Origin of the sequence: Mesorhizobium sp. M0664 (assembly GCF_040320565.1) — a bacterium.
Taxonomy (GTDB): Bacteria; Pseudomonadota; Alphaproteobacteria; order Rhizobiales; family Rhizobiaceae; genus Mesorhizobium.
In genome coordinates this window covers 1-25,321 of sequence record NZ_JAMYPW010000031.1, presented here as the reverse complement: position 1 = coordinate 25,321, position 25,321 = coordinate 1, and the positions used below count along the sequence as shown (strand labels likewise).

25 protein-coding genes are annotated in these 25,321 nt (G+C 63.3%); 13 read left to right on the top strand and 12 right to left on the bottom strand.

Going from position 1 to position 25,321, the window contains the following annotated elements; all coding sequences use genetic code 11:
- Positions 1-192: 192 nt before the first annotated feature.
- The 4 genes from NKI39_RS23260 to NKI39_RS23245 all read right to left on the bottom strand — a co-directional run bounded on the left by NKI39_RS23260 (position 193) and on the right by NKI39_RS23245 (position 4,134).
- The gene (locus NKI39_RS23260) at positions 193-2,247 is read right to left on the bottom strand and encodes a M3 family metallopeptidase (RefSeq protein ID WP_352834708.1); all 2,055 of its coding nucleotides are present in this window, start codon (positions 2,245-2,247) and stop codon (positions 193-195) included.
- A gap of 90 nt (positions 2,248-2,337) precedes the next feature.
- Positions 2,338-2,748, bottom strand: coding sequence for a nuclear transport factor 2 family protein (locus tag NKI39_RS23255; protein WP_352834649.1), 411 nt, complete (start codon positions 2,746-2,748; stop codon positions 2,338-2,340).
- A 10-nt stretch (positions 2,749-2,758) separates the two neighbouring features.
- The gene (locus NKI39_RS23250) at positions 2,759-3,403 is read right to left on the bottom strand and encodes a carbonic anhydrase (protein ID WP_352681849.1); all 645 of its coding nucleotides are present in this window, start codon (positions 3,401-3,403) and stop codon (positions 2,759-2,761) included.
- A gap of 194 nt (positions 3,404-3,597) precedes the next feature.
- A complete protein-coding gene (locus tag NKI39_RS23245; RefSeq protein WP_352683701.1) occupies positions 3,598-4,134 on the bottom strand; it encodes a TetR/AcrR family transcriptional regulator in 537 nt (178 codons plus the stop codon).
- Positions 4,135-4,283: 149 nt separating this feature from the next.
- Between NKI39_RS23245 and NKI39_RS23240 the strand changes: the two genes are divergently transcribed.
- Positions 4,284-5,561 (top strand): efflux RND transporter periplasmic adaptor subunit, encoded by a 1,278-nt coding sequence (locus NKI39_RS23240; RefSeq protein WP_502898596.1) that lies wholly within the window; start codon positions 4,284-4,286, stop codon positions 5,559-5,561.
- Positions 5,558-8,644: an efflux RND transporter permease subunit gene (locus NKI39_RS23235; protein WP_352613219.1), complete on the top strand. Its 3,087-nt coding sequence runs from the start codon at positions 5,558-5,560 to the stop codon at positions 8,642-8,644. Before NKI39_RS23240 ends, NKI39_RS23235 begins: the two co-directional genes overlap by 4 nt.
- A 47-nt stretch (positions 8,645-8,691) precedes the next feature.
- On the opposite strand, the gene NKI39_RS23230 is transcribed toward NKI39_RS23235, so the two are convergent.
- Positions 8,692-9,156: a L,D-transpeptidase gene (locus NKI39_RS23230; protein ID WP_352834647.1), complete on the bottom strand. Its 465-nt coding sequence runs from the start codon at positions 9,154-9,156 to the stop codon at positions 8,692-8,694.
- 600 nt (positions 9,157-9,756) lie between these two features.
- Here NKI39_RS23230 and NKI39_RS23225 point away from each other — a divergent pair.
- On the top strand, positions 9,757-9,924 hold the full coding sequence (locus NKI39_RS23225; RefSeq protein ID WP_023721318.1) for a hypothetical protein: 168 nt from the start codon (positions 9,757-9,759) through the stop codon (positions 9,922-9,924).
- 76 nt (positions 9,925-10,000) lie between these two features.
- Here the strand turns inward: NKI39_RS23225 and NKI39_RS23220 are convergent, their stop codons facing one another.
- Positions 10,001-10,687: a winged helix-turn-helix domain-containing protein gene (locus NKI39_RS23220; protein WP_352834644.1), complete on the bottom strand. Its 687-nt coding sequence runs from the start codon at positions 10,685-10,687 to the stop codon at positions 10,001-10,003.
- A gap of 46 nt (positions 10,688-10,733) precedes the next feature.
- On the opposite strand from NKI39_RS23220, the gene NKI39_RS23215 reads away from it, so the two are divergent.
- Positions 10,734-11,513 (top strand): response regulator, encoded by a 780-nt coding sequence (locus NKI39_RS23215; RefSeq protein WP_352492215.1) that lies wholly within the window; start codon positions 10,734-10,736, stop codon positions 11,511-11,513.
- A gap of 39 nt (positions 11,514-11,552) precedes the next feature.
- The gene (locus NKI39_RS23210) at positions 11,553-13,640 is read left to right on the top strand and encodes a PAS domain S-box protein (protein WP_352834642.1); all 2,088 of its coding nucleotides are present in this window, start codon (positions 11,553-11,555) and stop codon (positions 13,638-13,640) included.
- A gap of 88 nt (positions 13,641-13,728) precedes the next feature.
- Here NKI39_RS23210 and NKI39_RS23205 read toward each other — a convergent pair whose 3' ends face one another.
- Positions 13,729-14,133, bottom strand: a complete 405-nt coding sequence (locus tag NKI39_RS23205) for a hypothetical protein (protein ID WP_023678146.1) — start codon at positions 14,131-14,133, stop codon at positions 13,729-13,731.
- Between the two features lie 419 nt (positions 14,134-14,552).
- Here NKI39_RS23205 and NKI39_RS23200 point away from each other — a divergent pair, with 419 nt between their 5' ends.
- A complete protein-coding gene (locus NKI39_RS23200) occupies positions 14,553-15,755 on the top strand; it encodes an aromatic ring-hydroxylating oxygenase subunit alpha (RefSeq protein WP_352834640.1) in 1,203 nt (400 codons plus the stop codon).
- An 11-nt stretch (positions 15,756-15,766) separates the two neighbouring features.
- Here NKI39_RS23200 and NKI39_RS23195 read toward each other — a convergent pair whose 3' ends face one another.
- The 3 genes from NKI39_RS23195 to NKI39_RS23185 form a co-directional block, all read right to left on the bottom strand.
- Positions 15,767-16,534: a DUF429 domain-containing protein gene (locus NKI39_RS23195; RefSeq protein ID WP_352683763.1), complete on the bottom strand. Its 768-nt coding sequence runs from the start codon at positions 16,532-16,534 to the stop codon at positions 15,767-15,769.
- A 77-nt stretch (positions 16,535-16,611) separates the two neighbouring features.
- A complete protein-coding gene (gene pdxY, locus NKI39_RS23190) occupies positions 16,612-17,496 on the bottom strand; it encodes a pyridoxal kinase PdxY (protein WP_352834639.1) in 885 nt (294 codons plus the stop codon).
- A gap of 9 nt (positions 17,497-17,505) precedes the next feature.
- Positions 17,506-17,757: a hypothetical protein gene (locus tag NKI39_RS23185; protein WP_023678142.1), complete on the bottom strand. Its 252-nt coding sequence runs from the start codon at positions 17,755-17,757 to the stop codon at positions 17,506-17,508.
- 162 nt (positions 17,758-17,919) lie between these two features.
- Here NKI39_RS23185 and NKI39_RS23180 point away from each other — a divergent pair, with 162 nt between their 5' ends.
- The 6 genes from NKI39_RS23180 (at position 17,920) to ppa (ending at position 22,395) form a co-directional block, all read left to right on the top strand.
- Positions 17,920-18,558: a LemA family protein gene (locus tag NKI39_RS23180; RefSeq protein WP_352834637.1), complete on the top strand. Its 639-nt coding sequence runs from the start codon at positions 17,920-17,922 to the stop codon at positions 18,556-18,558.
- A 227-nt stretch (positions 18,559-18,785) separates the two neighbouring features.
- The gene (locus NKI39_RS23175; RefSeq protein WP_352834704.1) at positions 18,786-19,580 is read left to right on the top strand and encodes a TPM domain-containing protein; all 795 of its coding nucleotides are present in this window, start codon (positions 18,786-18,788) and stop codon (positions 19,578-19,580) included.
- Between the two features lie 52 nt (positions 19,581-19,632).
- Positions 19,633-20,475: a TPM domain-containing protein gene (locus tag NKI39_RS23170; protein ID WP_352834701.1), complete on the top strand. Its 843-nt coding sequence runs from the start codon at positions 19,633-19,635 to the stop codon at positions 20,473-20,475.
- 10 nt (positions 20,476-20,485) lie between these two features.
- Positions 20,486-21,124: a TPM domain-containing protein gene (locus NKI39_RS23165; RefSeq protein WP_352540896.1), complete on the top strand. Its 639-nt coding sequence runs from the start codon at positions 20,486-20,488 to the stop codon at positions 21,122-21,124.
- A 117-nt stretch (positions 21,125-21,241) separates the two neighbouring features.
- A complete protein-coding gene (locus NKI39_RS23160) occupies positions 21,242-21,748 on the top strand; it encodes a GNAT family N-acetyltransferase (RefSeq protein WP_023678138.1) in 507 nt (168 codons plus the stop codon).
- A gap of 116 nt (positions 21,749-21,864) precedes the next feature.
- Positions 21,865-22,395, top strand: a complete 531-nt coding sequence (gene ppa, locus NKI39_RS23155) for an inorganic diphosphatase (protein ID WP_352451245.1) — start codon at positions 21,865-21,867, stop codon at positions 22,393-22,395.
- A gap of 17 nt (positions 22,396-22,412) precedes the next feature.
- On the opposite strand, the gene NKI39_RS23150 is transcribed toward ppa, so the two are convergent.
- Both NKI39_RS23150 and NKI39_RS23145 read right to left on the bottom strand, forming a co-directional pair.
- Positions 22,413-23,003, bottom strand: coding sequence for a hypothetical protein (locus NKI39_RS23150; RefSeq protein ID WP_352767490.1), 591 nt, complete (start codon positions 23,001-23,003; stop codon positions 22,413-22,415).
- A 98-nt stretch (positions 23,004-23,101) separates the two neighbouring features.
- Positions 23,102-23,707: a TetR/AcrR family transcriptional regulator gene (locus NKI39_RS23145; protein ID WP_352540898.1), complete on the bottom strand. Its 606-nt coding sequence runs from the start codon at positions 23,705-23,707 to the stop codon at positions 23,102-23,104.
- A gap of 82 nt (positions 23,708-23,789) precedes the next feature.
- On the opposite strand from NKI39_RS23145, the gene NKI39_RS23140 reads away from it, so the two are divergent.
- Complete coding sequence (locus tag NKI39_RS23140; protein ID WP_352817462.1) at positions 23,790-25,073, top strand: MFS transporter; 1,284 nt, start codon at positions 23,790-23,792, stop codon at positions 25,071-25,073.
- The last annotated feature ends 248 nt before the right edge of the window (positions 25,074-25,321 follow it).

Below are 25,321 nucleotides of genomic sequence, written 5' to 3'. Positions count from 1 at the left end.
GCCGCCATGAACGCGGCTCCTTCGGCCGGAACGATGGAGACCGCATTAAGTGCGGTCACCTCAACGACGCGGCCGCAGCCAACGAGGCCGAACGGGACCGGCGGAAACCGGATCAGGCGGTGCGCAACCCGCCGCCATGACAGCCGAGATCAATCAGGATGGAAAGAGAACGGTGACAAGAGCGGGCATGCATCACACCAGCCCGCGCTTGGCCATCATCGCTTCCGGGGAAGGCATCTTGCCGCGGAAGGCGGTGTAGAGTTCTTCCGGGTCCTTTGAACCGCCGGCGGCGTAGATGTTCTTGCGCAGCCGCTCGGCCAGCGCCGGATTGAAGGGATCGCCTGTTTCCTCGAAGGCGGCGAACGCGTCGGCGTCGAGCACTTCCGACCACATGTAGGAGTAATAGCCGGCAGAATAGCCATCGCCGGCGAAGATATGGCCGAAATGCGGGGTGCGGTGACGCATGGCAATGGTGTCAGGCATGTCGAGCTTTTCGAGCGTCTCGGCTTCGAAACGAAGCGCCTGTTCCGGTGCATCCGGCCGGGCGTGGTAGGCCATGTCGACCAAGGCCGAGGCGGTGAACTCGACGGTGGCGAAGCCGGCGCCGAAGGTGCGCGCCGCCAGCATCTTGTCGACCAGCGCCTTTGGCATCGGCTTGCCGGTCTTAATATGCAGCGCATGCTTTTCCAGTACCGCCGGCACCGTCAGCCAGTGTTCGTAGAGCTGCGAGGGCAGCTCGACGAAATCGCGGCTGACCGAGGTGCCAGCGACCGATGGCCAGGTAACGTCGGTCAGCATGCCGTGCAGCGCGTGACCGAATTCGTGGAACAGGGTCTTGGCCTCGTCGACCGACAGCAAGGCTGCCTCGCCGGCCGGCGGCTTGGCGAAATTCATGATGTTGTAGATGACCGGCTTGGAGCCATCGCCAAGCTTGTAGCCGGATTTCAGCGCGCTCATCCAGGCGCCGGAGCGCTTCGAAGGCCGCGCGAAATAGTCGGCGAGGAACAGGCCGCGCTCGCTGCCGTCGGCATTCTTCACGACGAAAACGCGAGCGTCCGGATGCCAGGTGGCAATGCCCTTCTTTTCTTCGAAAGAGATGCCGAACAATCGTGTTGCCACGTCGAAACAGGCGTCGATGATGCGGTCTAGCTGCAGATACGGCTTCAGCTCGGCCTCGTCGAAGGCGAATTTCTCTGCACGCAGCTTCTCCTGATAGAAGCGCCAGTCCCAGGCAGCGAATTTCTCGTTGCTGCCGGCCTCGACCGCCAGCCGCTGCAATTCGGCCTGGTCGCTTGCGGCCTTTTCCACCGCCTTTTCCCAGACCGGATCGAGCAGCGCGTGCACCGCCTCCGGCGTCTTGGCCATGGTGTCGTCGAGCTTCAATGCGGCGTAGGAAGCATAGCCGAGCAGCTTCGCCTTCTCGGCGCGCAGGCGCAGCATGTCGCGCACCACTTCCGTGTTGTCGGTAGCGCCGCCATTCTGACCACGCATGATGAAGGCGCGGGACGCCGTCTCGCGCAGGTCGCGGCGTTCTGAGAAGGTCGAGAACGGCTCGTAGATCGAACGCGACAAAGTGACGGCGTAGCGGCCCTTCTGGCCGCGCATCTCGGCGGCTTCCGCCATCGAGCTTTTCAGGAATTCCGGCAGGCCGGCCAGGTCGGCCTCGTCGAGGAACAACGCCCAGTCGCGCTCGTCGGCAAGCACGTTCTGGCCGAAATTGGTGCCGAGCGACGACAATTCCTCGTTGATCGAGGCCAGCCGCTTCTTGCCTTCGGCGTCGAGCCTGGCGCCGGAGCGGACGAAGTTTTTCCAGGTCTTTTCCAGCACCCGCAGCGTTTCGGCATCGAGCTTCAAAGCCTCGCGGCGCTGATAGAGATCGTCGATGCGGGCAAACAGTCGCTCGTTCATCGAAATCGCCGAGTAATGCCGCGACATCTTTGGCGAGATGTCGCGCTCCAGCGCCTGGATCGCCTCATTGGTGTGGGCGCCGGCGCGGCACCAGAAGATCGAGGAGACATGGTCGAGCGCCTCGCCGGCAAGCTCGAGCGAGGCAAGCGTGTTTTCGATCGTCGGCGTCCCGGTGTTGCCGGCAATCGCCTCGATCTCGGCCTCATGCGCCCTCAGGGCCGCGTCGAAGACCGGAGAAAAATCGCCGTCGCCGATGCGCGTGAAATCGGGCAGGCCGAACGGCCCTTGCCATGCGGTCAGCGGATGGGCGGCGAGGTCGACGGTTGACGGCATGGGCAAACTTTCGCTGGGTGGGCGGGAGAAGCGGATCGTCACCGATGTAAGGCGCCGGCCCGTTGCGCGCAACAGCGGGTCCCGTTCATGGTTCCGTCAGTAGCCGTCGCAATTTTCGGCGATCGCGGCTTGCGAACTGGCGGTGATCTGGTCGTTGGCGACCGCAAAGGTCTCCTGCATCAGCATGTCGTTGCTGGGAAAATCATAGCAGGCGATGACAGTGGTGACGCCGCCCTCCGATTTCTCGATCCGATGGCGGATTTCGGCCCCGGCGACGGCGCCTTGCCACTCGGCGATCGAGGCGATGAATTCCTGCTTGCTTTGCACGACGCCGAGGTCGTCGAGCTTGATGCGGACGTTGTCGGCAAGCAGGTCCGACAATTCGCCGCGGTCGGCGACGAGGAGTGCCGAATACCAGCGATCGATGATCGCGCTATCGTCGGCACGGGCGAAATCTGCCGAGCACAGCAGTGCCGCAGCCGCGAACGCGTCCCGAAGTCGCGTCATGCCTTGTCTCCTACTCCATCTCCGGCCGCTCGAAATCGCCGGTGTCCTTGTTCATCACCCAAAGCTCGCCGGTCGAAATATCGAACCAGGCACCGTGCAGCGACAGCCGCCCCTTGCCTTCGAGGATCGAGACGCAAGGGAAGGTACGCAGATTGGCGATGGAATAGCGGATCGAGATGCGCTCCAGCGCCGTCTGGCGCTCGGTCGCGGTCATGAAGGTGCTGGACGATACGGTCTCGGCCGCGGGCGCGATCAGGCTCATCCACTTGCCGATGAAATCGCCCGGCGACAAGGGTGCGGCCGTGGTGTCGAGTGCCGCGCGGATGCCGCCGCAGCGGCCGTGGCCCATCACCACGATGTTCTTGACCTTGAGGCTCTGCACCGCAAATTCGAGCGCCGCCGATGTCGAGTGGAACTGATCGTCTGGCGCATAGGGTGGCACCAGATTGCCGACATTGCGCAGCACGAACAGCTCGCCCGGCCCGGCATCGAAGATCGCTTCGGGCGCGGCCCGCGAATCGCAGCAGGCGACGATCATCGTTTCCGGTGCCTGGCCCTCCCGCGCCAGCGAGCGATAACGGCCGCTTTCGGTGAGATAGCGGCCGCTCATGAAACTGCGGTAGCCGGTGAGAAGATGCTCGGGAAGATGGGGCATGGGCAGCGGTGGGAGCCTTTCCGGGTTGAAGGCAGCTCGGTTCAATCCCGAAAGGCTCTAGCGCATCGGCCCGAAAATCGGAACCGATTTTCGGAAAGCGGGATGGCGTGGTTTCGACGTGCTAGCCCGTATTTTGACACAGGTGAACGAACGCCGCCATTAATCGGGTTCAGAACCGCAGATTGGCGGTTCGACTATTCCGCGATGTCCAGCAGGGTCGATATCAGCAGCCGGCGCTCTTCGGCGGAGAGAATGTCCGAATCGAACAGGTTCATGCTGCGAAGCCCTTCGATGGCGAGATAGCAGACCAGCAGCGCCTTGAGGTTCGGCGTCTCCTGCTTCAGCCGCTCGAATAGCTGCCGCCTGAACGATTTTATCGGCGTCAGGAAATCGGGATCCTCGGCAATCGCCGAAAATATCCAGGATGCCGACGGTTTCGATTCCTCGGCATGCTCGGCCGACAGCTTGATGTAAGTTGCAAGCGGGCTTTCGCCGTTGACGCCGGCCGTGCGGGCGGACTCCAGGGCCTGCTCGAAGGCGCGCAGGTAATCCTCCACCAGCGCCTGCATCAATTTCGCCTTGGTCGGGAAATTGTAGAGAAGACCGCCCTTCGACACGCCGGCACGGCTGGCGACCGCATCCAGCGACAGGCTGCCAGGACCCGTCTCGCGCGCCACGGCGGCGGCGGCGGCGAGGATCTTCTCGCGCGAATTTGCTCTGCGGGCCTTCATCAAGCGTTCCCCATTCATTAGCTTAGGCGGAATTGACAAGACCGTCCAGACGGTACAGTAAGATCGCCGTCATTTGAAATTGGGACCAGGCACAGGTATGTGTTCCGGTCATCCGACCGTTATGCTGGGCCGTGGCCGAGGGACTGTTCGTGATCAAGCGCTTCATCATCGCCTTCATTCTGCTCGTGCTGGTGTGCGGCGGCATCGTCGGCTTCAACCTGTTTCGCGACAATGCGATCAAACAGTTCTTCGCCACCATGAAGCCGCCGGCCGCGACCGTGTCGACGGTCATCGTCAAACCGATGTCATGGACGCCCGGCATCGAGGCGATCGGCACTGTCAGTGCCGTACGCGGCGTCGACCTGACGGTCGAAACCGCGGGCATCGTCAAGGACATCCTGTTCCATGCCAATCAGAAGGTCGCCGCCAACGCCGTGCTGCTGCAGCTCGACGATGAAGTCGAGCGAGCCGACCTCGTGGCATCGAAGGCGCAAGCCACCTCCGACCAGACGACGCTGATGCGCGCTCTTGAGCTGCAGAAGCGCGGGGTGGGCACCGATGCCACGCTCGACACGGCGCAGGCAGCAGCATCGGTCTCCGCCGCGCAGGTAAACAAGCTGCAAGCGGTGCTCGACCAAAAGCAGTTGACGGCCCCTTTCAAGGGTACCGTCGGTATTCCGAAAATCGACCTTGGCCAGTATCTCACACCCGGCACCGCCGTGGTGACCTTGCAGGACATGGATACGATGCGTGTCGATTTCACCGTGCCGGAGCAGCAGCTTCCGCAGCTGAAGATCGGACAGACGGTGCGGTTGGGCGTCGGCGGCGGCGACATGCCGTTCACCGGCAGCATCCGCGGCATCGATCCGAAGATCGACCCGACCAGCCGGCTGGTGACCGTGAGGGCGGAGGTCGGCAATCCCGAAGGCAAGCTGACGCCCGGCCAGTTCGTCCAGGTGCGCGTCGAACTGCCCGAGGAGAACGACGTGCTGGCGCTGCCGCAGACGGCGCTGACTTCCAGCCTGTACGGCGACTTCGTCTTCGTGGTGCGCCCGGCCAAATCCGCCGAAGCCAACGGCGCGGCGCCCGAGGCAAAGCCGGAAGAAAAGCCGGCTGCAGATGCTGCCAAGCCCGCGGCCGAAGCACCCGCGGCAAAACCCGACGAAAAGCCGGCTGCTACCCCAGCCAAACCGGCAGAGGAAGCCAAGCCGGCAGCGGAAAAACAGAAGCCGCAGCTCGTGCTAGCCCAGGTGTTCGTCAAGCCAGGCCGCCGCAACGCCGGCCTGGTCGAGATTCTGGAGGGCATCGCGCCCGGCGACGAAGTCGTTACCGCCGGCCAGAACCGGCTCTCCAACGGAATGTCCGTTGCCGTCGACAACACGATCGATCCGGGCAAGCCAGGGAACCAGCAGGCAGCCCAGCAATGAGCTTTTCCGACCTCTTCATCCGCCGCCCGGTCCTTTCGACCGTGCTTGCCTGCATGATCCTGCTTCTGGGTTTTCAGGGAATCTTCAACCTTTCGATCCGGCAGTATCCAGAGGTTGAAGAAACGGCCATCACCATCACCACGGCCTATCCCGGCGCCAGTGCCGACCTGATCCAGGGGTTCATTTCCGCGCCGATCGCGCGTGCCGTCGCTTCGACCGAAAACATCGATTATGTCACGTCGTCGAGCCGGCCGTCCTCCAGCACCGTGACAGTGCAGATGAAGCTCGGCTCCGACCCCGACGTCGCGCTGAACGAAGTCTTGTCGAAGGTTCAGAGCGTTCGCGGCGATCTACCGGACGAAACCAAAGACCCGGTGATCGTCAAGGGCACCGGCCAGCAGTTCGCGATGATGTACATCTCGATGCAGAACCCGAACATGACGCCGGAACAGCTCACCGAATATATCGAGCGCGTCGTGCGGCCGCGTATCTCGACGGTCGAAGGCGTCGCCGACGTGCAGATCTTCGGCGCAGCCGAATATTCGATGCGGGTCTGGATCGACCCGATCAAACTGGCGGCGCGCGGCGTGACCGCGGCGGAAGTGCTGGCCGCCATCAACGAATCGAATTTCCTTTCCGCGCCCGGCGACACCGAAAACGAATATGTGGTTTCTTCGATCACCGTTCGCTCTACGCTGCAGACCCCGGAGGCTTTCGCCGCCCTTCCACTCCGGTCGAAGGACGGCAATGTGGTGAGATTGCGCGACGTGGCCCGCGTCGAACTCGCCGCGGCGAACACCGACACCAGGGTCAGCTTCAACGGCAAGCCCGGCATCTTTCTCGCTATCTTTCCGACGCCGGCCGCCAATCCGCTGACCACCGCGGCGGCAATCCACAAGATTGTGCCGACCATCCAGGAGACGCTGCCGCTCGGCATGACGATGGAGATCGTCTACGATTCAACCGAGCAGATCAGTGCGTCGATCGAGGAGGTGTTCAAGACCATCGGCGAGGCGGTCGCCATCGTCATCGTTGTTATCCTGCTCTTCCTCGGCTCGTTCCGCTCGGTGCTGATGCCGATCGTGACCATTCCGCTGTCGCTGATCGGCGTCTGTTTCCTGCTGTTTTCGGTGGGCTATTCGATCAATCTTTTGTCGCTGCTGGCCATGGTGCTGGCGATCGGACTTGTCGTCGACGATGCCATCGTGGTGGTGGAAAACATCCACCGCCACATGGAGGAAGACGGCTTGTCGCCGATGCAGGCGGCGTTCAACGGCATGCGCGAGATCTCGTCCGCCGTCGTCGCCATGACGATAACATTGGCCGCCGTGTTCGCGCCGCTGGCCTTCACCGGCGGCCTGACAGGCGCACTATTTCGCGAATTCGCGGTGACGCTTGCCGGCTCGGTGGTGCTTTCGGGTGTCGTCGCCCTCACCATCACACCGATGATGTCGGCACGTATCCTGAGGTCCGGCTCGCACAGCCGCTTCCAGCGCATTGTCGACAATACGTTCGGGCGCGTCGAACACATCTATGAGCGGCTCGTCACCGGTTCGTTGAACTATCGCCCGGTGACGCTGATGATCGTCCTCGCGCTGGTCGCCACGACCGGTTTCATGTTCACCAAGACCGCGAGCGAACTGGCGCCGGAAGAGGACCAGGGTTTCCTGCTTTCGCTGGTGACCGCGCCGCGGTACGCGACGTCGGACTATACCGAAACCTACGTCAATCAGATACTCGGCCTGGTCAAGGATCTGCCTGAGACGCGGGCACAGTTCTCGGCGGTCGCCTTCGGTGGTGGCCAGACGAACAGCGCTTTCGTCGGCTTTGCGTTCAAGGACTGGGCTGACCGCACGCGCAACTCGAAGGAAATCCAGCAAGACATTACGGGCCGCCTGAGCAAGGTGGCGGGCGTCGAAGCTTTCGTCTTCGCGCCGCCGACGCTGCCCGGCTCCGGCGGCGGCCTGCCGATAACGATGGTCGTGCGCTCGACCGGCGACGCCTCGCAGGTGTACGAGGCGGCCGAAGACATCAAGAACAAGGCGCAGGCCTCCGGCCGCTTCATCGTCGTGCAGAATTCGATGACCTTCGACGCGCCGCAAGTGACGGTGACGATCGACCGCGACCGCGCCGCCGCGCTCAACCTGCCGATAGCCGACATCGGCCGGACGCTGACGCTCCTGGTCGGTGGCGCCGAAGTGGCGCAATTCGACCGCGAATCCAACAGCTACGACATCATCCCGCAGGTGCCGCAGAGCTTTCGCGACAACCCTGAAAAACTGGGCGAGTATTTCGTGCGCAGCGTATCGGGCGAGATGGTGCCGCTCTCGGCGGTGGTGAAGATCTCGACCAACGCGTCGCCGGCCGCCATCGAGCAGTTCAACCAGCTCAACTCGGCGACGATCTCTGCCTTGCCGCGGCCCGGCATCACCACCGGGGATGGGCTACAGGCGATCGAGGACATTGCCAAGCAAAGCCTGCCCGACACCTTCTTCATCGACTATACCGGTCAATCGCGGCAGGAGAAGGAACAGGGCTACACGATCATCATCGCCTTCGCGGCGGCGGTGCTCGTCATCTATCTGGTGCTGGCGGCGCAATTCGAAAGTTTCCGCGATCCGCTGATCATCATGATGGCGGTGCCGCTGTCGATCTTCGGCGCGATCGTGCCGCTTAATGTCGGGCTTGGCACGCTCAACATCTACACCCAGGTCGGCTTGATCACGCTGATCGGCCTGATCACCAAGCACGGCATCCTTCTGGTCGAGTTCGCCAACCAGCAGCGTGAAATGCACGGCATGCGGCGGCGCGATGCGATCATCGCGTCGGCCAGGGTGCGGCTGCGGCCGATCCTGATGACGACGGCGGCGATGGCGCTCGGCGTGGTGCCGCTGATCATCTCCAGCGGCGCTGGTGCCGCGGCACGCTATTCGATGGGCCTGGTGATCTTCACCGGCATCCTGGTCGGAACCATGTTCACGCTGTTCGTGGTGCCGATGTTCTACACCTTTGTCGCCAGCAAGGACCTGCCGCATCACGCCGAAAAGCCGGATCCGAAGCTGATGCCGGTAATGCCGGATTAGATTGCGGTAATATCCGGCCCTTGCCTGGGAGCGACGAGAAGCATCGCTCATTTAACGATGACGATGCTGGTGTTGGCCGGGCCGAAGACCTCGACGAGCTGGTAGAAATCGGCGGCGTTGTCCGGATGCAGACGCACGCAGCCATGCGAGGCTGGCTGGCCGAGGCGCTTGATGGCGCTTGTCGCATGTACGGCGTAGCCGCCGCTGAAGAATACCGAATGCGGCATCGGGGCGTTGTCGTATTTCTTCGAATACCAAATTTCATGCATGCGGGTCGGCTTGAACGAACCGGTCGGCGTGACGTGCGTCCTGTCGCCGGTCGAGACTTTCCAGGCGAATGTCGGCCGGCCGTCGACCAGGATTTCCATGGTCTGCTGCGATAGCGACACACGCGCGACGATCTTGTTGGCGGCGGCGTGGGCTGCGCCGTTGCCGGCACTGACAAGCAAGGCAGTACCGGTGATGACGGCGGCGGCGATGTTGATGAGCTTGGCGGAAATGGCAGTGCACATGATGTCTCCCCTATTCTGCCGGTCGGGACCGGCTCAATTCGATGACCGGCTTATCGGGGCGTCATGTTTCAAGCCGATTTCGCTAGATGCTCGTTTGTGTTTCGATTCTGTTTCCCCTGGTTAACAGAAAAGGTCCGCGCAAAGCAGCTTGCAGTTGCACGACGTCGTCATGACGGTGGCGTGTTTGCCTAGGCGGATCGGCCAAACCGCGGCGCGAATACGCGATTGCCTTTCGTTTGATAGGAAGTCACCTGACTCCGAAACCGAGCTGCAGCAAAGCGCAGCCTCGGCGGCATGATCCGGATACAGCGAACAGGCAAAGTTGACCTGACGAAAACAGCGGTCAACGAACGATCGGAAGCCAACACTGTTTTCGCTACGGTCTGGATTGGTCTGGACAGTTTCCAGCCTGCGCGTCGACCGGCTCAAGCCCCTCTGGCGGGGGCGGCTTAGGGCCGTTGAGGATGCGCGGCGCCTCCGGCAACTTGCAGCCGAGAGGACCGAAGGCCCGCGCCGCAACGGGGGGCTCCGCTGGCGGCGCGGGCGCTTCGGGGGTTCCCCTGAAGTGCCCGTAAATTCCAATTTTGAGGAACGAACAGGATGAAAACGAAATTCGCCGCTTCGGTGCTTTCCGCGCTGCTTTACGTCCAGGGGCTGCTCGGCATTGCCGGCCTCGCCACCGTGCTGCTGAAGGAACGTGCCCATGCCGGCGAGGTCAGCACGAACAGTGACATGCCGTCCGGCCCGTCGCTTCTCGTGGTGCGCTGAAGAGCATCGGACCCCAAGGTGGAAACCGGTTGTGGGAAAATCCGATGCTCAAGACAAAAGGGTGGCCGTCCTGCCTTCAATCGGCGAATTGCGTCGGCGGATCGAACCGGTAGCCCGCACCCCGTATGGTGGTGATGGTTTCGGTATCGAGCTTGCGGCGCAGCCGCACGATGCGCGAATCGATCGACCGATCGAAGGCTTCGGCATTTTCGGCGGGCGCGGCGGCGATGATGTCGTCCCGCGTCAGCACCTTGCGCGGGCTGGCCAGGAACAGCCTGAGCAGCGCCACCTGCCCGGGGGACAGCTGTTCTTCCGTGCCCGAGCGGTGCATGACGATGGCCGATCGGAGATCGACGGTCGCGTTCTCCAGCACGATCAGTTCCCCGGCGCTCCTGCCGCGCCGAGCCAGAAGGCCGCCTACGCGAGCGGCAAGCTCCCTGACATTGAGCGGGCTTTCGACGACGTCGGCGGCGCCGAGTTCGAGCGCCAGAACCTTGTCGACCAGATCGGCCGGGCGGCAGATCAGGATGAAATCCGGTCCACCTTCGCCGCCATGTCGCCTGAGCAGGTCGCGCCCCTCTGCCTGGCTGACGCTGTCGCCGACAACCACGACATCGATACCCTTTGCCGAAAGCAGCGATTCGGCCTCCCACGGCTGTCGCGCCGCGCGGACTTCATGACCGCGCCGCTCGAGATGATCGGCGAGATCGGTCGCAATTACTTCAGCGACGGAAACAAGCGCGATAACGGATCGTGCAGCCATGTTTTTCTACCCCGCATACGGCAACCCAAGAAGAGTGCTGGACATCATGTTTATACCCAATCTACTTTCCGCTGAAAGCGGGAGCGAAAGCATCGTGCGGGCACGAATTGTCATTGTCGAGGACGAGCCCGACCTGAGGGATGCGGTCGCCGAGTATCTCGGCGCCAGCGGCTATGATGTGGCCACGGCCGAAAGTGCGGCGGCGGCGCGCGACCTTTTGGAAACCCAGTCCTTCCATCTGGCCATTCTCGACATCGCCATGCCGGGCGAGGACGGCCTGTCGCTCGGCCGCTGGATGCGGTCGAAAATGCCGATCGGCATCATCTATGCGACGGCCGCCGGTACCGCGCTCGACCGCATCGTCGGACTGGAGCTCGGCGCTGACGATTACATCGTCAAGCCTTACGAATTGCGCGAAGTGCTGGCCAGGGTGCGCAGCGTGCTGCGTCGCGTTCCTGAGCCGACCGAGCCACAAAAGGCCAAGGCTGAAACATCCGGCGGCCGCCGGTCCGTGAGCTTCGGACCCTTTCACGCAGATCTCGACGGCAGGCTCGTCACCGGCGCCAACGGCGCGGTCATCGACATGGCCAAGAGCGAGTTCGACGTGCTGGAGGTGTTCCTGACGCGCGCCAACCGGCTGTTGACGCGGGCGGCGATCTCCGAGGCGATCGGTTTCGTCGAGGACCCGGAATCGTCCCGCGCGGTCGACATCCGCATCATGCGGCTGAGAAAGAAGATCGAAGCGGACCCGGCCAACCCGAAATTCCTGCGCACGGTGCGCGGCGAAGGCTATATCTTCTCGCTGCCGGCCGGTGAAAATAACTGAGGCCTGGCGGCTTGAGCAAGCCAAGGCCAGGAAATGACCATGACGGCTGAAACAGCACGCGCGGACACGCAGGGCGCCAGGCAGGGCGCGGCGATGGTGGCCGTGCATGTGGTTCGCCGGCTGCGCGAAGCCGGCGATTGGCAGCGCGAGATGGAAGGTATCCTCCAGACGCTTTGCGAAGCCATGGATTGTCACCGCGGCATCCTGTTTCGCCTGCGCGAACTGCCCGGCCAGGGTTTCGCCCAGTCGGTCGCCGCTTATTGGATCGCCCCCCGGTTTGGCGGTGAGCTGGCGTCACCTACCGTCATCGTGCAGTCGGTCGTCGATTCGGACCCATTGCTGGAACGGCTGGCAGAGGACGAGCGTCAAGGCAAGATCTTCGCCGGGCACACACGCGATCTCGAAGGCTTTCTGCGGACCGATTTCGAAAAGCAGAACATCAAGTCGTTCCTGTCGGTGTCGGTCTTTTCGCACGGCAATTTGTGGGGCACGCTGGCGGTCAACGATTGCGTCAACGAACGCGAATGGACCGACCAGGAAGAGGCGGCGCTGCACATGGTGGCACTCGCCATCGGCGATGCCATCGAACGATCGCCCTCCGACGCGCATGCCAGCGACGTCATTCGCCGCACCATGCTGCAGGCCTCGCTCGACGCCATCATCGTCATCGACGAGACCGGCTCGATCATCGAATTCAATCCGGCCGCCGAGAAGATGTTCGGCTATCGGCGCAGCGATATCCTCGGCAAGGACCTGCTCGACACGGTCGTGCCGGAATATTACCGCAAGGGCTATGCGTCCGGCGCCGAATATATGTCGGGCCGCGGCGCGCCGATGGTCGGCCAGCGGCTCGAAACGGTCACCCAGAACGCCGCCGGCGAGGTTTTTCCGATCGAGCTGACGGCAACCGAGATGCGGGTCGCCGATCGCCAGCTGATCTTCGGCTCTATCCGCGACCTGCGCGACAGATTGCGCGCCGAGGAGGAAATCAACCGCCAGCGCGAAAAACTGCACCAGAACGAGAAAATGGCGGCGATGGGCTCGCTGCTTGCCGGCGTTTCGCACGAGCTCAACAACCCGCTGGCCGTGGTCGTCGCCCAGTCGACGCTGCTGCATGAATTCGCCGCCGATCCGCAGACCAAGGTGCGCGCCGAAAAGGTGCGCGCCGCTGCCGAGCGCTGCGGCCGTATCGTCAAGAGCTTCCTGTCGATGGTCCGCCTGCACCCGGCCGCACAGGCCGAAACCGACCTCAACCAGGTGATCCGCGCCGCACTCGAAGTGACCGCCTATGGCGCACGGTCGAGCGGCATCATCATCGACACCGATTTCGCCAGCGGCCCGTTGCTGGCCATGGCAGATGCCGACCACGTGACGCAAGTGGCCGCCAACTTCCTCATCAACAGTCAGCACGCCTTGGCCGGCGTTGCCGGCGACCGCCGGATCAAGGTCCGGACGTTTCGCAGCGACCGCGGCAATCCCGGATTCTCGGTCGAGGACAACGGACCAGGCGTGCCGGAAGCGATACGCTCACGCATATTCGAATCCTATTTCACCACCAAGCCGGTCGGTGTCGGTACCGGCATCGGCCTGTCGATCTCGAAATCGATCATCGAGCGGCACAATGGCGATATCTGGTTCGAGGAGGTTTCGCCGAGAGGTGTGCGTTTTGTCGTGCAGCTGCCGGCGATCGCTGCTGGCGCGGCCGCCGCTAGCGACAGTCCGTCGCGGTCGAGCGGCTTGCGTCACGCGCTGATCATAGACGATGAGCCGGATGTCGCGGCGTCGCTGTCCGACATTCTGGAGTTGATGGGCATCAAGTCGCGGATCGTGCCGGCCTGGGTCTCGGCCGCCGCGACGCTGAGCGGCCATGTCCCGCCGGACATCGTGTTTTCCGATTTGCGCATGCCCGGCACCAGCGGCATAGCCGCCTATCGCGAGCTACTCGCCGAAATGCCGGGTCTGGCGCGGCGCTTCGTGCTTGTCACCGGCGATCTGATCGGCGCGAAAGGCGAGATCGAGGCGCTGCCGGCGCCGCAGCGGCCGCCAATCCTCGAAAAACCGTTCAGCACGCTGGATGTGCGCGGCGTGCTCTCGGCCATTGCCGAGCAGGCCGGTCTGGGCGGCTAACTCCGCGATCTCTCCCGGAAGAAAAAGGCTCCCGGCCGACATTGCGGCGGGAGCCTGACTGGAGTGCTGGAGGGCGCTCGCAAAAAAATCAAAAAACGTTCGGCGTATCAGCCAGCGGGGCGGCATTGGCGATCATGCGGACCGGTCGTGCCTTGCCCGACTGGGCAGCGATGACGCGCAGGCAATCCAGGCTCTCGGCGCCCCAGGCCTGCCCCTTGCAGGCAAAATCGATCTCCGGCATCGGCAGGCGCGCCGTCTTGGTGGTGGTTGTCGCGCCGTCGATGAGGTTGGCCGGCGGGTTCAGTGAGGCGAAGGCCGGACCGACGGTAGGCGTCAACGCCATGCCGGCAAATGCGGCAGCCGCCAGCAGCATGAACATCGCCATCGGATGATCACTGGCGCGCTGGCGCAGCGCCAGCTTCGGGCGCCGGTCGTTACGCTGGGGACCCTGCTGGCGAAGGTCGGTATCGGTGATCTGGATTTTCGTACGCATCGTCGTTTCCTTCGGTCTTCTTCTTTTCTCTGTTGAAACGAACCTAATCGCACCTTGTAACCGGCCAACGATGATGAATTAACGATTGTGTAACCGGCATGAAACCAAGCCCGCGGCCATTCCTGGGCAAACCGATCCGGCGTAGCTGGCAGCACCGGTGGCATTCTCTGCTCGTTTTGCGCTACCCACGGCACCAGATCCGCGTCGCCTTTCCAGGCCCACGGAGCGTCGGGCGCTCAACAAGTGTAAGGGGATTAACGTCTGGAATTCCCGGGATTTTCCCGGCTTCGATCGTTCGGACTGGGCTCTCGAATCCCGTTCGATTTCCCGTCAAGACTTAGTCCCATTTTTCCAAGCCATTGCATTTCAATGGAAAATATGCTTTTATTGAACGACCATTCAATAAATAAAGAGCCTTTATGAACCCGCATCTGCGTGACGTGGCAATCCCCAACGATTGGGATCGGCGGGGGCTGCCGGGCTGGAGCTATCATTCCGACGCCTTGCTCGAACTCGAGAAAGAGCACGTCTTCCGCAACCATTGGCAGATCGCCGGCCATGTCTGCGACGTGCCGAACGCCGGCGACTATCTGACGATGGATGTGGTCGGCGAGCGGGCGCTGATCGTGCGCGGCAAGGATGGCGTTGTGCGCGCCTTCAACAATATGTGCCGCCACCGCGGCAGTCGCGTCGTTGCCGACAGCCAGGGCACTTGCAAGAATGCGCTGGTCTGCCCCTTTCATGGCTGGGTCTACAATCTCGACGGCACGCTGCGCGGTGCTGCCCGCCCCCGTTCATTCCCCGACCTCGACAAGACCGATTTCGGCCTGATGCCGCTCGAGCTCGAAATCTGGATGGGCTTCATCTTCATCCGTTTCCGCAAGGGTGGGCCGCAGCCATCGGTGGCCGAGCTGTTGAAGCCGATCGAAGCCGAGATTGCCCATTACGGCGTCGCCGAGATGGTGCCGTCCTGGGGCATCCGGACCCAAAGGACGCCGGTCAACTGGAAGTCGGTGCGCGATGTCGACAATGAAGGCTACCACGTCGCCATGGCGCATCCGGCGCTGCAGGACCTTTACGGTGCGACCTATTTCGACGAGCCGTTCGTCAACGGCGTGTCGCGCTCGTTCGCCACCTACAATCCGCATGCCGGACGGCGCTGGAGCGTCGCGCAGTACATCAAGCTCGCACCCGAGGCGAAGCACCTGCCGGAACACCTGCGCAAGGCCTGGATCTACTACGGCATCTTCCCGAACAACGTGCTGTCGCTCATGCCGGAATCGGTGCAGTTCTATCAGGAATTTCCGCTGTCGACGGGTGAGACGCTGCTGCGCGGCGCCATCTACCGCTATCGCGACGAGACCAGGGAACAGGCGGCAGCCCGCTACCTATCCTACCGCATCGACCGCGACACGCTGGCCGAGGATGTACAGCTTTCGATATGGTCCAACGAATCCATGCTGTCCGAAGCCTTCGGAGGTTTTTACCTCTCCGATCTCGAATATGGCGTGCGCACCCACCACGACCATTTGCGTAAGCAAGTTCCCGTGCTCGGATTGGAGACCGCGCCCGAGGAGAAGGATATGTGGGCACTCAACGAGGCGCTCAGATCACGCTCCTGACGCCCCGGTCCTCAGGCCCAAATGGCGACCGGAATGCCGAAACGATCGGCGAGCGGCGGATCCGGAAACGGCATTGCCTCGCCTCTGACGATGCGTCCGGCAACCACCATCATCGCCGCGGCGTCGAGGAAATCGTCGGCGGCCGCGCCGCGCGGCGGCGTCTGGTCGAGAAAATCCTGGCTATAACCATGCTGGGCAAGCAGCGCCTTGCGTTCGGCCATGCCGGCCGGATTGATGTTGCCCCTGATCTTCTTCGGCAAGCGCATAGCGCGGTCGCCGTTTAGTTTGCAGAAGGCAACTTCCGGATGCGATTCGAAGACGCGGCTGCGCAGTTCGGGCCGCGCGATCAGCAGCGAATCGATCTCGCGGATCTTGGCGAAGATACCGAAGGCCTGGATCGAGACACCGCGCGGCGGATCTGATGTCGTCCTGGCCACCTCGCTTGCCTTGCGATGTGCGGCGTACCAGGCATCGACCGTGGTGAAGGCTTCGACCTCGGCGTAAAGCGCGGCGCGGGAGGGGATGGCAAAGACACTGGACTGCCGGGCCCCGAGCAGCGGCCGCACCAGCGCCTCCGGGCCGCGACCGCCTCTTTGCGAGAAATCGGGCAGGCCGATTGGCATATCGACCGCTACCAACGAGTCGGCGGGCAGTCGGTCGAGCAACGCCGCGAAGCTCGGGAAAACGGCTGTCGACGGTGCCGCACCGGGATCGCGGCGGACGGCTATCCAGCCGGCCTTGCAACCGTCGACGCCGACAAGCACAACACCCCAGGGCATAACATCGTCGGGCGCAACGTCGTCGGGCGCAACATCCTCGGGCGCATCATCCTGGGGCACGGCGTCTTCGGCCTGCGTCACGCCCGGCGGTCCCGTTCCGGATGCAGGAGATGGCGAAGTTGCACCATCGCCATCGGGTGCGACAGGCTCTGGGCATCGGTCTCGAGCTGCAACTCGTCGCCGCCGCGCTTGGCGGTCCGCGCCAGGATCTCGTAGACCGCCGCCGTGGTCGATTGCAGCGCCTTGGCGGCCGGCTGGCCGGACAGGATCCGCGCCAGGTAGACGGCAGCCGTCAGGTCGCCGAGCCCATTCGGCGGCTTGTCGATGAGCCGGTGTTCGGCAAGCAGTGCCTCTCTGTCGGCGAGCAGTAAATTGCCGGTGCCGCCGGCCATCATCGCCGGCGCCGATGTGACCAGCATGGCCGGTGGGCCGGCCTGCAGGGCTGCAGCCATTGCCGATTTAAGGTCTGGCAGCGGCGCTCCGGCCATCCATTCCAGCTCGTAGCGGTTGGGCGTGGCGATATCGGCGATCGGCATCAGCCGGTCGCGCATGGCGATTGCGGTCGGCTCAGGTACGTAGAGCCCGCCCGAATCGCCCATCACCGGATCGCAGATATAGAGGGCGTCCGGCGTCTTCGCCTTGACCGCGCCGACCAGCGAAGCGACGGCTTCGGCCTGGCCAGCCTCGCCGAGATAGCCGGACAGCACGGCGCCGACCTCGCCCAGCCACGGCGCGCCCTCGAGGTCGGCCATCAGCGCCTTGAACTGGTCCAGCGGCGGCACAATGCGGGTGGCCCGGCCATGGCCCGGATGCCAGGGCAGGATGACGGTCGGTACCGCCCAAACCGGAAAGCCGAGCGTCTCCAGCGCAAAGACAGCGGCACGGTTGCCGACTGAGCCACGGGCGACATGACTGGAGACGACGATGACCGCGCGGGGCGCGTCGGTTTTTTCGGCACTCATTGATTTTTCCTAACTGCCCCTGGTGACGAAAAGCACGAGCCAGATCAACAGGCCGATGGCAATAAGCAAGCCCGCTGCCCGACCGATGCGGGTGCCCCAATATTCGATCGGGTCCGACCGGTCGGCATCGGCCGCGGTGACGTGGTCGCGCGCGCCTTTGGTGGTTCGTGCAAGGAACGAGGTGCCCCCCGGGTCGGTCTCGCGCGCCACCCGTTCGATGATGCGGCGCGATTCCGCGTCGCTGTCGTGGCGTTTCGCCATGGTGATGTCCCGTTCTATGCCAGAGCTTAACCCGTTCGCCTCGTCTGTCACAGGGCCCGACGGCGAATGGCAGAAACCAGTAACACTTCTCGGCCGAAGTCATTTTCTTACGCAAGGATTGTGCTAATGCTTCGCCTGCCAATGCTATTGAGGGGACTTATCATGCTTGCCCAGCGCCTTTCTTCGCCGCCAACCTTCCGTAATTTAGCTGCGTTCCTGGTTATGGCCGTCATGCTGCCGCTGCTTGCCGGCTGCGGCTACAACACCATTCCGACGGCTGAGGAAAACGCCAAGGCCGCATGGAGCGAGGTGTTGAATCAATACCAGCGCCGCGCCGATCTCATCCCCAATCTGGTCAACACGGTCAAGGGCTACGCCGCGCACGAGAAGGACACGCTCGATGCCGTGGTCGAAGCGCGCGCCAAGGCGACGCAGGTGACCGTGACGCCGGAAACGCTGAACAATCCGGAAGCCTTCAAGAAATTCCAGGACAGCCAGGCCGGCCTGACCAGCGCGCTGTCGCGCCTGCTGGCGGTGGTGGAGAACTATCCCGATCTCAAGGCCAACCAGAACTTTCTGGCGCTGCAAGCACAACTCGAAGGCACCGAGAACCGGATCACGGTCGCCCGCCGCGACTATATCCAGGCAGTGAGAGAGTACAATCTGACGCTGAGGACCTTCCCGTCGGTGATCTGGGCGACCTTGTGGTTCCGCGGCAACCAGCCGTTTGCGAATTTCACCATCGAGGAGGATAAGATGCAGCCGCCGAAGGTCGATTTCGGCACGCAGCAGGGCGGGTGAAGAACAGCCGGTGAGCGTGGTCCCTATTGGCCTTGCACTCCGTAGCGCCCCCCTCTGCCCTACCGGGCATCTCCCCCTCAAGGGGGGAGATTGGCAGCTTTGGCCTCACCGCCCATCCTGCAACGTTGGAGATTGGCGAAAGCGGTCGCGATAGTCGATCTTCCCCCAAGTGGGGGAGATGTCCGGCAGGACAGAGGGGGGCGCGACGAAGTGCAAACCACACGCTTCTGAGCGTCACTTTGCTTCTTCTTTGCCTTGGTCTGTTCCTCCCGCTCACCGCCCTTGCCGCCGCACTGCCGGCGCTGACCGGACGGGTCGTCGACAACGCCGGCATCATCGACGCCGCGACCGAGGCGGCGCTGACGCAGAAGCTTGCCGAGTTCGAGACCAAAGGGTCCGACCAGATCGTCGTCGCGACCATCCCCAGCCTCGACGGCGAGGAGATCGAGCCTTACGCCAACCGGCTGTTCCGCGCCTGGAAACTGGGCCAGGCGAAGGAGAACAACGGCGTGCTTTTGCTGGTGGCGCCGAACGACCGCAAGATGCGCATCGAGGTCGGCTATGGGCTTGAAGGCACGCTGACCGACCTGCACACCAAGCTGATCATCGAAAACGACATGGTGCCGGCCTTCCGTGCCGGCGATTTCTCAGGCGGCATCAGCAAGGCCGTCGACGACATGATCCTGGTGCTGGAAGGCAATCCCGAAGAGCTGGAGGCGCGCGGCGAACGCAACCAGCAGCCGCCGTTCAACAGCGACGATCTGTTCTTCACGATCTTCATAGCCATCTGGGCAATCATCTTTTTCGGCGGCCTCGCAGCCTCCATCCTGCCGCCGATCTTCGGCCAGAAGATCGGTCCCGGCCGCTATCGCTGGCTGGGCATGACCTTCGAGCCAAACCGGCGGTCCTCCGGCGGCTGGTCGGGAGGTTCCGGCGGGGGATGGTCGTCGGGTTCAAGCGGTGGCGGGTTTTCCGGCGGCGGCGGTTCGTCCGGCGGCGGCGGCTCCTCGGGAAGTTGGTGACGAGATGACAAGACACGCCATCAGCCCGGTGGAATCCGGCCGTTTCACCAAAATGATCGGCACCGCGCTGTTGGCCATGGCGGTGCTGCTGGTCGGCTTCGCGGCCTTCGCCGCCGCACTGCCGGCGCTGACCGGACGGGTCGTCGACAATGCCGGCATCATCGATGCCGCGACCGAGGCGGCGCTGACGCAGAAGCTTGCCGAGTTCGAGACCAAAGGGTCCGACCAGATCGTCGTCGCGACCATTCCCAGCCTCGACGGCGAGGAGATCGAGCCTTACGCCAACCGGCTGTTCCGCGCCTGGAAACTGGGCCAGGCGAAGGAGAACAACGGCGTCCTGCTTCTGGTGGCGCCGAACGACCGCAAGATGCGCATCGAAGTCGGCTATGGGCTGGAAGGCACGCTGACCGACCTGCACACCAAGCTGATCATCGAAAACGACATGGTGCCGGCCTTCCGTGCCGGCGATTTCTCAGGCGGCATCAGCAAGGCCGTCGACGACATGATCATGGTGCTGGAAGGCAATCCCGAAGAACTGGAGGCGCGCGGCAAGCGCAATCCGGCGAATGACAATCCTGTCGATCCCATCTTCATGCTGTTCATCGTCCTGTGGGCGACGATGTTCTTCGGCGGCTTGGCAATGGCGTTCCTGCCGCCGATCTTCGGCACGAAGCTGTCGCCGGGCGTGTACAAGTGGCTGGGCATGACGTTCCGCTACGGCCGTGGGCCAGCTTCGTCATCTTCCGGCGGCGGTAGCTGGACATCCGGGACCTCGTCAGGCAGTGGCTGGTCGTCTGGAAGTTCCGGCAGCGGTTGGTCGTCCGGAAGTTCGGGCGGCGGGTTTTCAGGCGGCGGCGGCTCGTCCGGCGGCGGCGGTTCTTCAGGAAGCTGGTGAGACATCAATCATGGCAACACGACCGATCAGCCCCGAGGATCATGAGCGCATCGCCGATGCGATCCGCGCTGCCGAATCAAAGACCGACGGCGAGATCTACTGCGTCGTGGCGCATGCCAGCGACAGCTATTTCTTCCCGGCCGCTTTCATGGCGATGCTCAGCATGCTCGTCGTCAGCCTCGCCGTCGGTTACGGGCTGGAAGCCTGGTGGCTGTCGATCCGCTTGCCGCATTTCGTCATCGCCGAGCTTCTGGCGCTTGCCAGTGTGCTCATCCTGTTGTGGGCATTGCCGGCACTGCGCATCCATTTGGTGCCGAGGCGGCTGCGCTACCAGGCCGCCCACGCCAATGCGATGAAGCAGTTCCTCGCCCGCAACGTCCACCGCACCACGGCGCGCACTGGCGTGCTGGTGTTCGTCTCGATTGCCGAGCGCTACGCCGAGGTGGTCGCCGACAGCGGCATCGATTCTCGTGTCGGCCAGCATGTCTGGGACGGTGTCGTCCGCGACCTTACGGCGCATGCCGGCGACGATCGGCTTGCCGAGGGGTTCGTCAAGGCGATCCAAGCAGTCGGTGGGGTACTGGCCGAGCATTTTCCGGTCTCGACCGGCGACAGCAACGAACTGGACGACCATCTGGTCGAGATTTGATCTCGCCAAAAGCGGTTTCGCAGCGTCTCAAGGACGCACCGTCCGGCTGTGTGAAAGCATCGCGGCGGTTGACCGGACTCTTGCAATCGGGCGCGGCGGGTTTATGGTTAACCAATCATGAATACGCTGAGCATCGACATCAGGAAAGCCGAACCGCGCGATGCAGCCGCCATCGCCGACGTGCATCTCGAGGCCTGGCGCGGCGCCTATTCAGGCATCATCCCGCACCGCACGCTGACATCGATGATCAACCGCCGCGGCGCCGACTGGTGGGCGAATGCCATTCGCCGCGCTGCCACCGTCCTGGTCGTCGAAATCGGCGGCAAAATTGCCGGCTATGCGACGATCGGCAAGAACCGCGCCCGCGAACTCAGGCAGCAGGGCGAGATCTACGAACTTTACCTGCGGCCGGAATATCAAGGCATCGGGCTCGGCAGCCGGCTGTTCTCGGCCGCGCGGGCACGGCTGGCCGACCATGGCCTGAAAGGCATGGTGGTCTGGGCGCTGGAAGACAATCAGAACGCACTTGCCTTCTATGCCGGCGCCGGTGGCCGCGATGTTGCCGAAGGCGTCGAGATCTTCGAGCAGAAGGCGCTGAAGAAGGTCGCTTTCGTCTGGGAATGACGGCCAGCGCATGATCCGGCCGGTTTTCGGTTAGGACGGTCTCCCCGTACCATTCGCCGCATTGCACCATTCGCCGTCGCCCGCTATCGATCTGCAATCGAGAGAGGGATAAAGCGATGCGTATCGAAGCGATTGCCAGCGGAAAGAACCCGCCCGAGGACGTCAACGTCATAATCGAGGTGCCGATCGGCGGCGAGCCGATCAAGTACGAGATGGACAAGGAGGCCGGCACGCTGTTCGTCGACCGCTTCCTGCACACTTCGATGCGCTATCCCGGCAATTACGGTTTCGTACCACACACGCTGTCGGGCGACGGTGACCCGATCGACGTATTGGTCTGCAACACGCGCGCGCTGGTGCCAGGCTGCGTCATCAATGTGCGGCCGATCGGCGTGCTGGTGATGGAGGACAATGCGGGCCAGGACGAGAAGGTCATCGCTGTGCCTTCGCCCAAGCTGACCTTGCGCTACGAGGACGTCCACGAATACACGCAATTGCCCGACATCACCCGCCAGCAAGTGCAGCACTTTTTCGAGCACTACAAGGATCTCGAACCCGGCAAATGGGTCAAGATCGAAGGCTGGTACGATGCGGCCTATGCCAAGAAGATGATCGTCGAGGCAATCGAGCGGGCCAGGCGCAAGTAATTATCGGGCGCAAATAATCAGTTGTCGACGCGGCCGAAAGCGGGCGCGTCGCCCAGCACCTCACGCTTGTCCTTGCCGCAGGCGAAGGTGCGTGCCTTCTCGTCGGCAAGCTTGCGCGCCTGATCGTTGGCGGCGGGATTGCCGGTGGCGAGCACAAGGCCGATCGTGCAGCCTTCGTGGGCGTCAGGCTGGGCAACCTTGGCCACAATCAGCACTTCCGTCGACTTGTTCTCGCCCTCGGTATCGCTGATCGAGCGACGATGAATGACGGCGAACGGAATGGCAGTTTTGCCGTTGGTTTCGATCCGCCACTCGACCTTGGGTCCAGCCGAATTGAGGCCGGAAAAGCTTTCCCAGACCGTGGTCATATCGCCAGGTGGAAAGCCGTAGAACAGCGATTCCCGCGCATCGTCGTAGGAAACCAGCACCGGGTAGCCGCGGTAGCCCGAACAGGCGAGATCGGCCCAGTCGCCGTTGCCTTCTTCCGCTTGGGCATAGGTGACGCAGTCCTTCTCCCAATCGAGATCGGTATAGACGCTGGATATGTCGCCGGCCCGGGCCGCCTGGCAGAAACCGGCGAGGGCAAGCGGGATCAAGAGAGCGCGCATGGCGGAACAACTCAGTTCAGGGGGCGCAGCGTACCGTCAAATTTAGCAGCAGCCTAGAGGAAGTCAGGCTGCGCACAGTGGTCTGGCAAAACGGAACACTATTTCTTCAAACTTGCCTCTATCAGAAGATCGGCGTTGCGGGCCACCGACTGCGCCGGTCCGCCGGCACCGAACAGCTGGCCGCTAATATAGGCGCCCTCGATCAGCAGCAGCAGCCCGTCGCCCAGCGTCTCGGCGTCGCCGGCGCCCATCGCCGCCGCCATGGCGCGCAGGCGGCGGCGCAGTTCCTGCTTATTGGCCTCACTCACGACGCGGGCCGGATGGCCATGTTCGGGATATTCGACCGCGGCATTGGTCATGCCGCAGCCGCGATAGTCGGGCCTTTGCGTACGCTTGCCGACACGCGTCAGGAAGGCGACGATCTGCGCGCGCGGATCGCCGGGATGGGCATCCACCGCCTCGTCGAAACGCTCCCAGAATTCGAGGTCATAGTGCCGGAGGTAGGATGCGGCCAGCTCGTCCTTGGACGGAAAGCTGCGGTAGAGGCTGGGCTTGGTGACGCCGGCACGCCGCACGATCTCGTCGACGCCGATCGCCCTGATGCCTTGCCGGTAGAACAGATCGCGCGCCACCTGGAGAATCCGTTCGGCGGCGCGAGGCGGCGGTGCGTCATTCGCCTTGATCGTTGGTTCAATGCTTTTCATGCCTGGTCTGCCGATTAGCTGGTTGACAATGTTACAGGTCGGTACGTATGTTTCGCGCTCCTGCAACGTACCGGTCAGTAACATGATAGCTCAATCCCGCCCGTTTGGCCAGCGCTACGCTTTCGTCGTGGTCGCCGTCATCTTCCTTTGCCTGCTGATCGCAGCGGGCCTGCGTTCGGCGCCGGCAGTCATGATGCTGCCGCTGGAGAACAGTTTCGGCTGGCGGCGCGACGTGGTGTCGCTGGCGGCGGCCACCGGCATCTTCCTCTATGGCCTGACCGGGCCGTTTGCCGCGGCGCTGATGGAGCGGATCGGGCTGCGCCGCACCTTGCTTGCCGCGCTGCTGTTGATGTCGGGATCGACCGCGCTCAGCCTGTTGATGACCAAACCGTGGCATCTGCTCCTCACCTGGGGCGTGTTTTCCGGCGTCAGCTCGGGCGCCGTCGCCACCGTGCTCGGCGCGACCATCGTCAACCGCTGGTTCAAGACCAATCGCGGCTTGGTGATGGGACTGATGTCGGCGTCCAGTGCCACCGGGCTGCTGGTCTTCCTGCCGCTGCTCGCCTCGCTCGCCCAGTCGGGCGGCTGGAAGCCGGTCGCCATCGCCATTGCCGTGGCCACCGCCTGCCTGGTGCCGCTGGTCTATATGCTGGTGCCGGAGCGCCCGGCGTCGATCGGCATGGTCCGCTATGGCGCCGATGCCGACGACGTGCCGCCGGTGCCGCCAGCCTCGCAAGGCAATTTCCTTTCGCATACATTGAGCACGCTGCGCCGCGCCGCCGGCACGCGCGTCTTCTGGTATCTGTTCGCCACCTTCTTCGTTTGCGGCTTCACCACCAACGGGTTGGTCGGCACGCATCTGATCGCCTTTTGCGGCGATATGGGCATCGGCGAAGTGCAGGCCGCAGGCCTGCTCTCGATGATGGGCATCTTCGACCTTATCGGCACGACGCTGTCGGGCTGGCTCACCGACCGTTTCGACCCGCGCAAGCTGCTCGGCGTCTATTATGGCATTCGCGGCCTGTCGCTGATCTATCTGCCCTATTCCGGCTTCTCGGCGACCAGCCTGATCATCTTCGCGGTGCTTTACGGACTGGACTGGATCGCCACCGTGCCGCCGACGCTCAGGCTTTCCAACGAGGCGTTCGGCGACCGCAGCGGGCCGATCGTCTTCGGCTGGATCGTCGCCGGCCATCAGGTGGGTGCGGCAACGGCGGCCTTTTTCGGCGGCACCATGCGCGAGCTGCAAGGCAATTACGAGCTTGCCTTTCTGATTGCCGGCATGACGGCAATAGCCGCTGCCTGCATCTCGCTGCTGATCAACACCACCCGCCCGGCCTTTGATCCGGAACCGCAGGCGGCGTAGGGCGCAATCGGCCGTGCTAATCTCCCCCCTTGAGGGGGAGATGGCCGCGAAGCGGCCAGAGGGGGTCGGTCCAACCGGGCTCGGCCCCTTATCGCAGGCGCAAGAGGTCGGTGCTCCATCCGAGACGACCCCCTCTGTCGCCTTCGGCGACATCTCCCCCTCGAGGGCAGGGGAATCGCATATGGCGATTTTGGGGTTGAGTTTAGGCTGAGAAAGGATTCTTTGGAGAGGCAGTTGAGCGAAGGAGC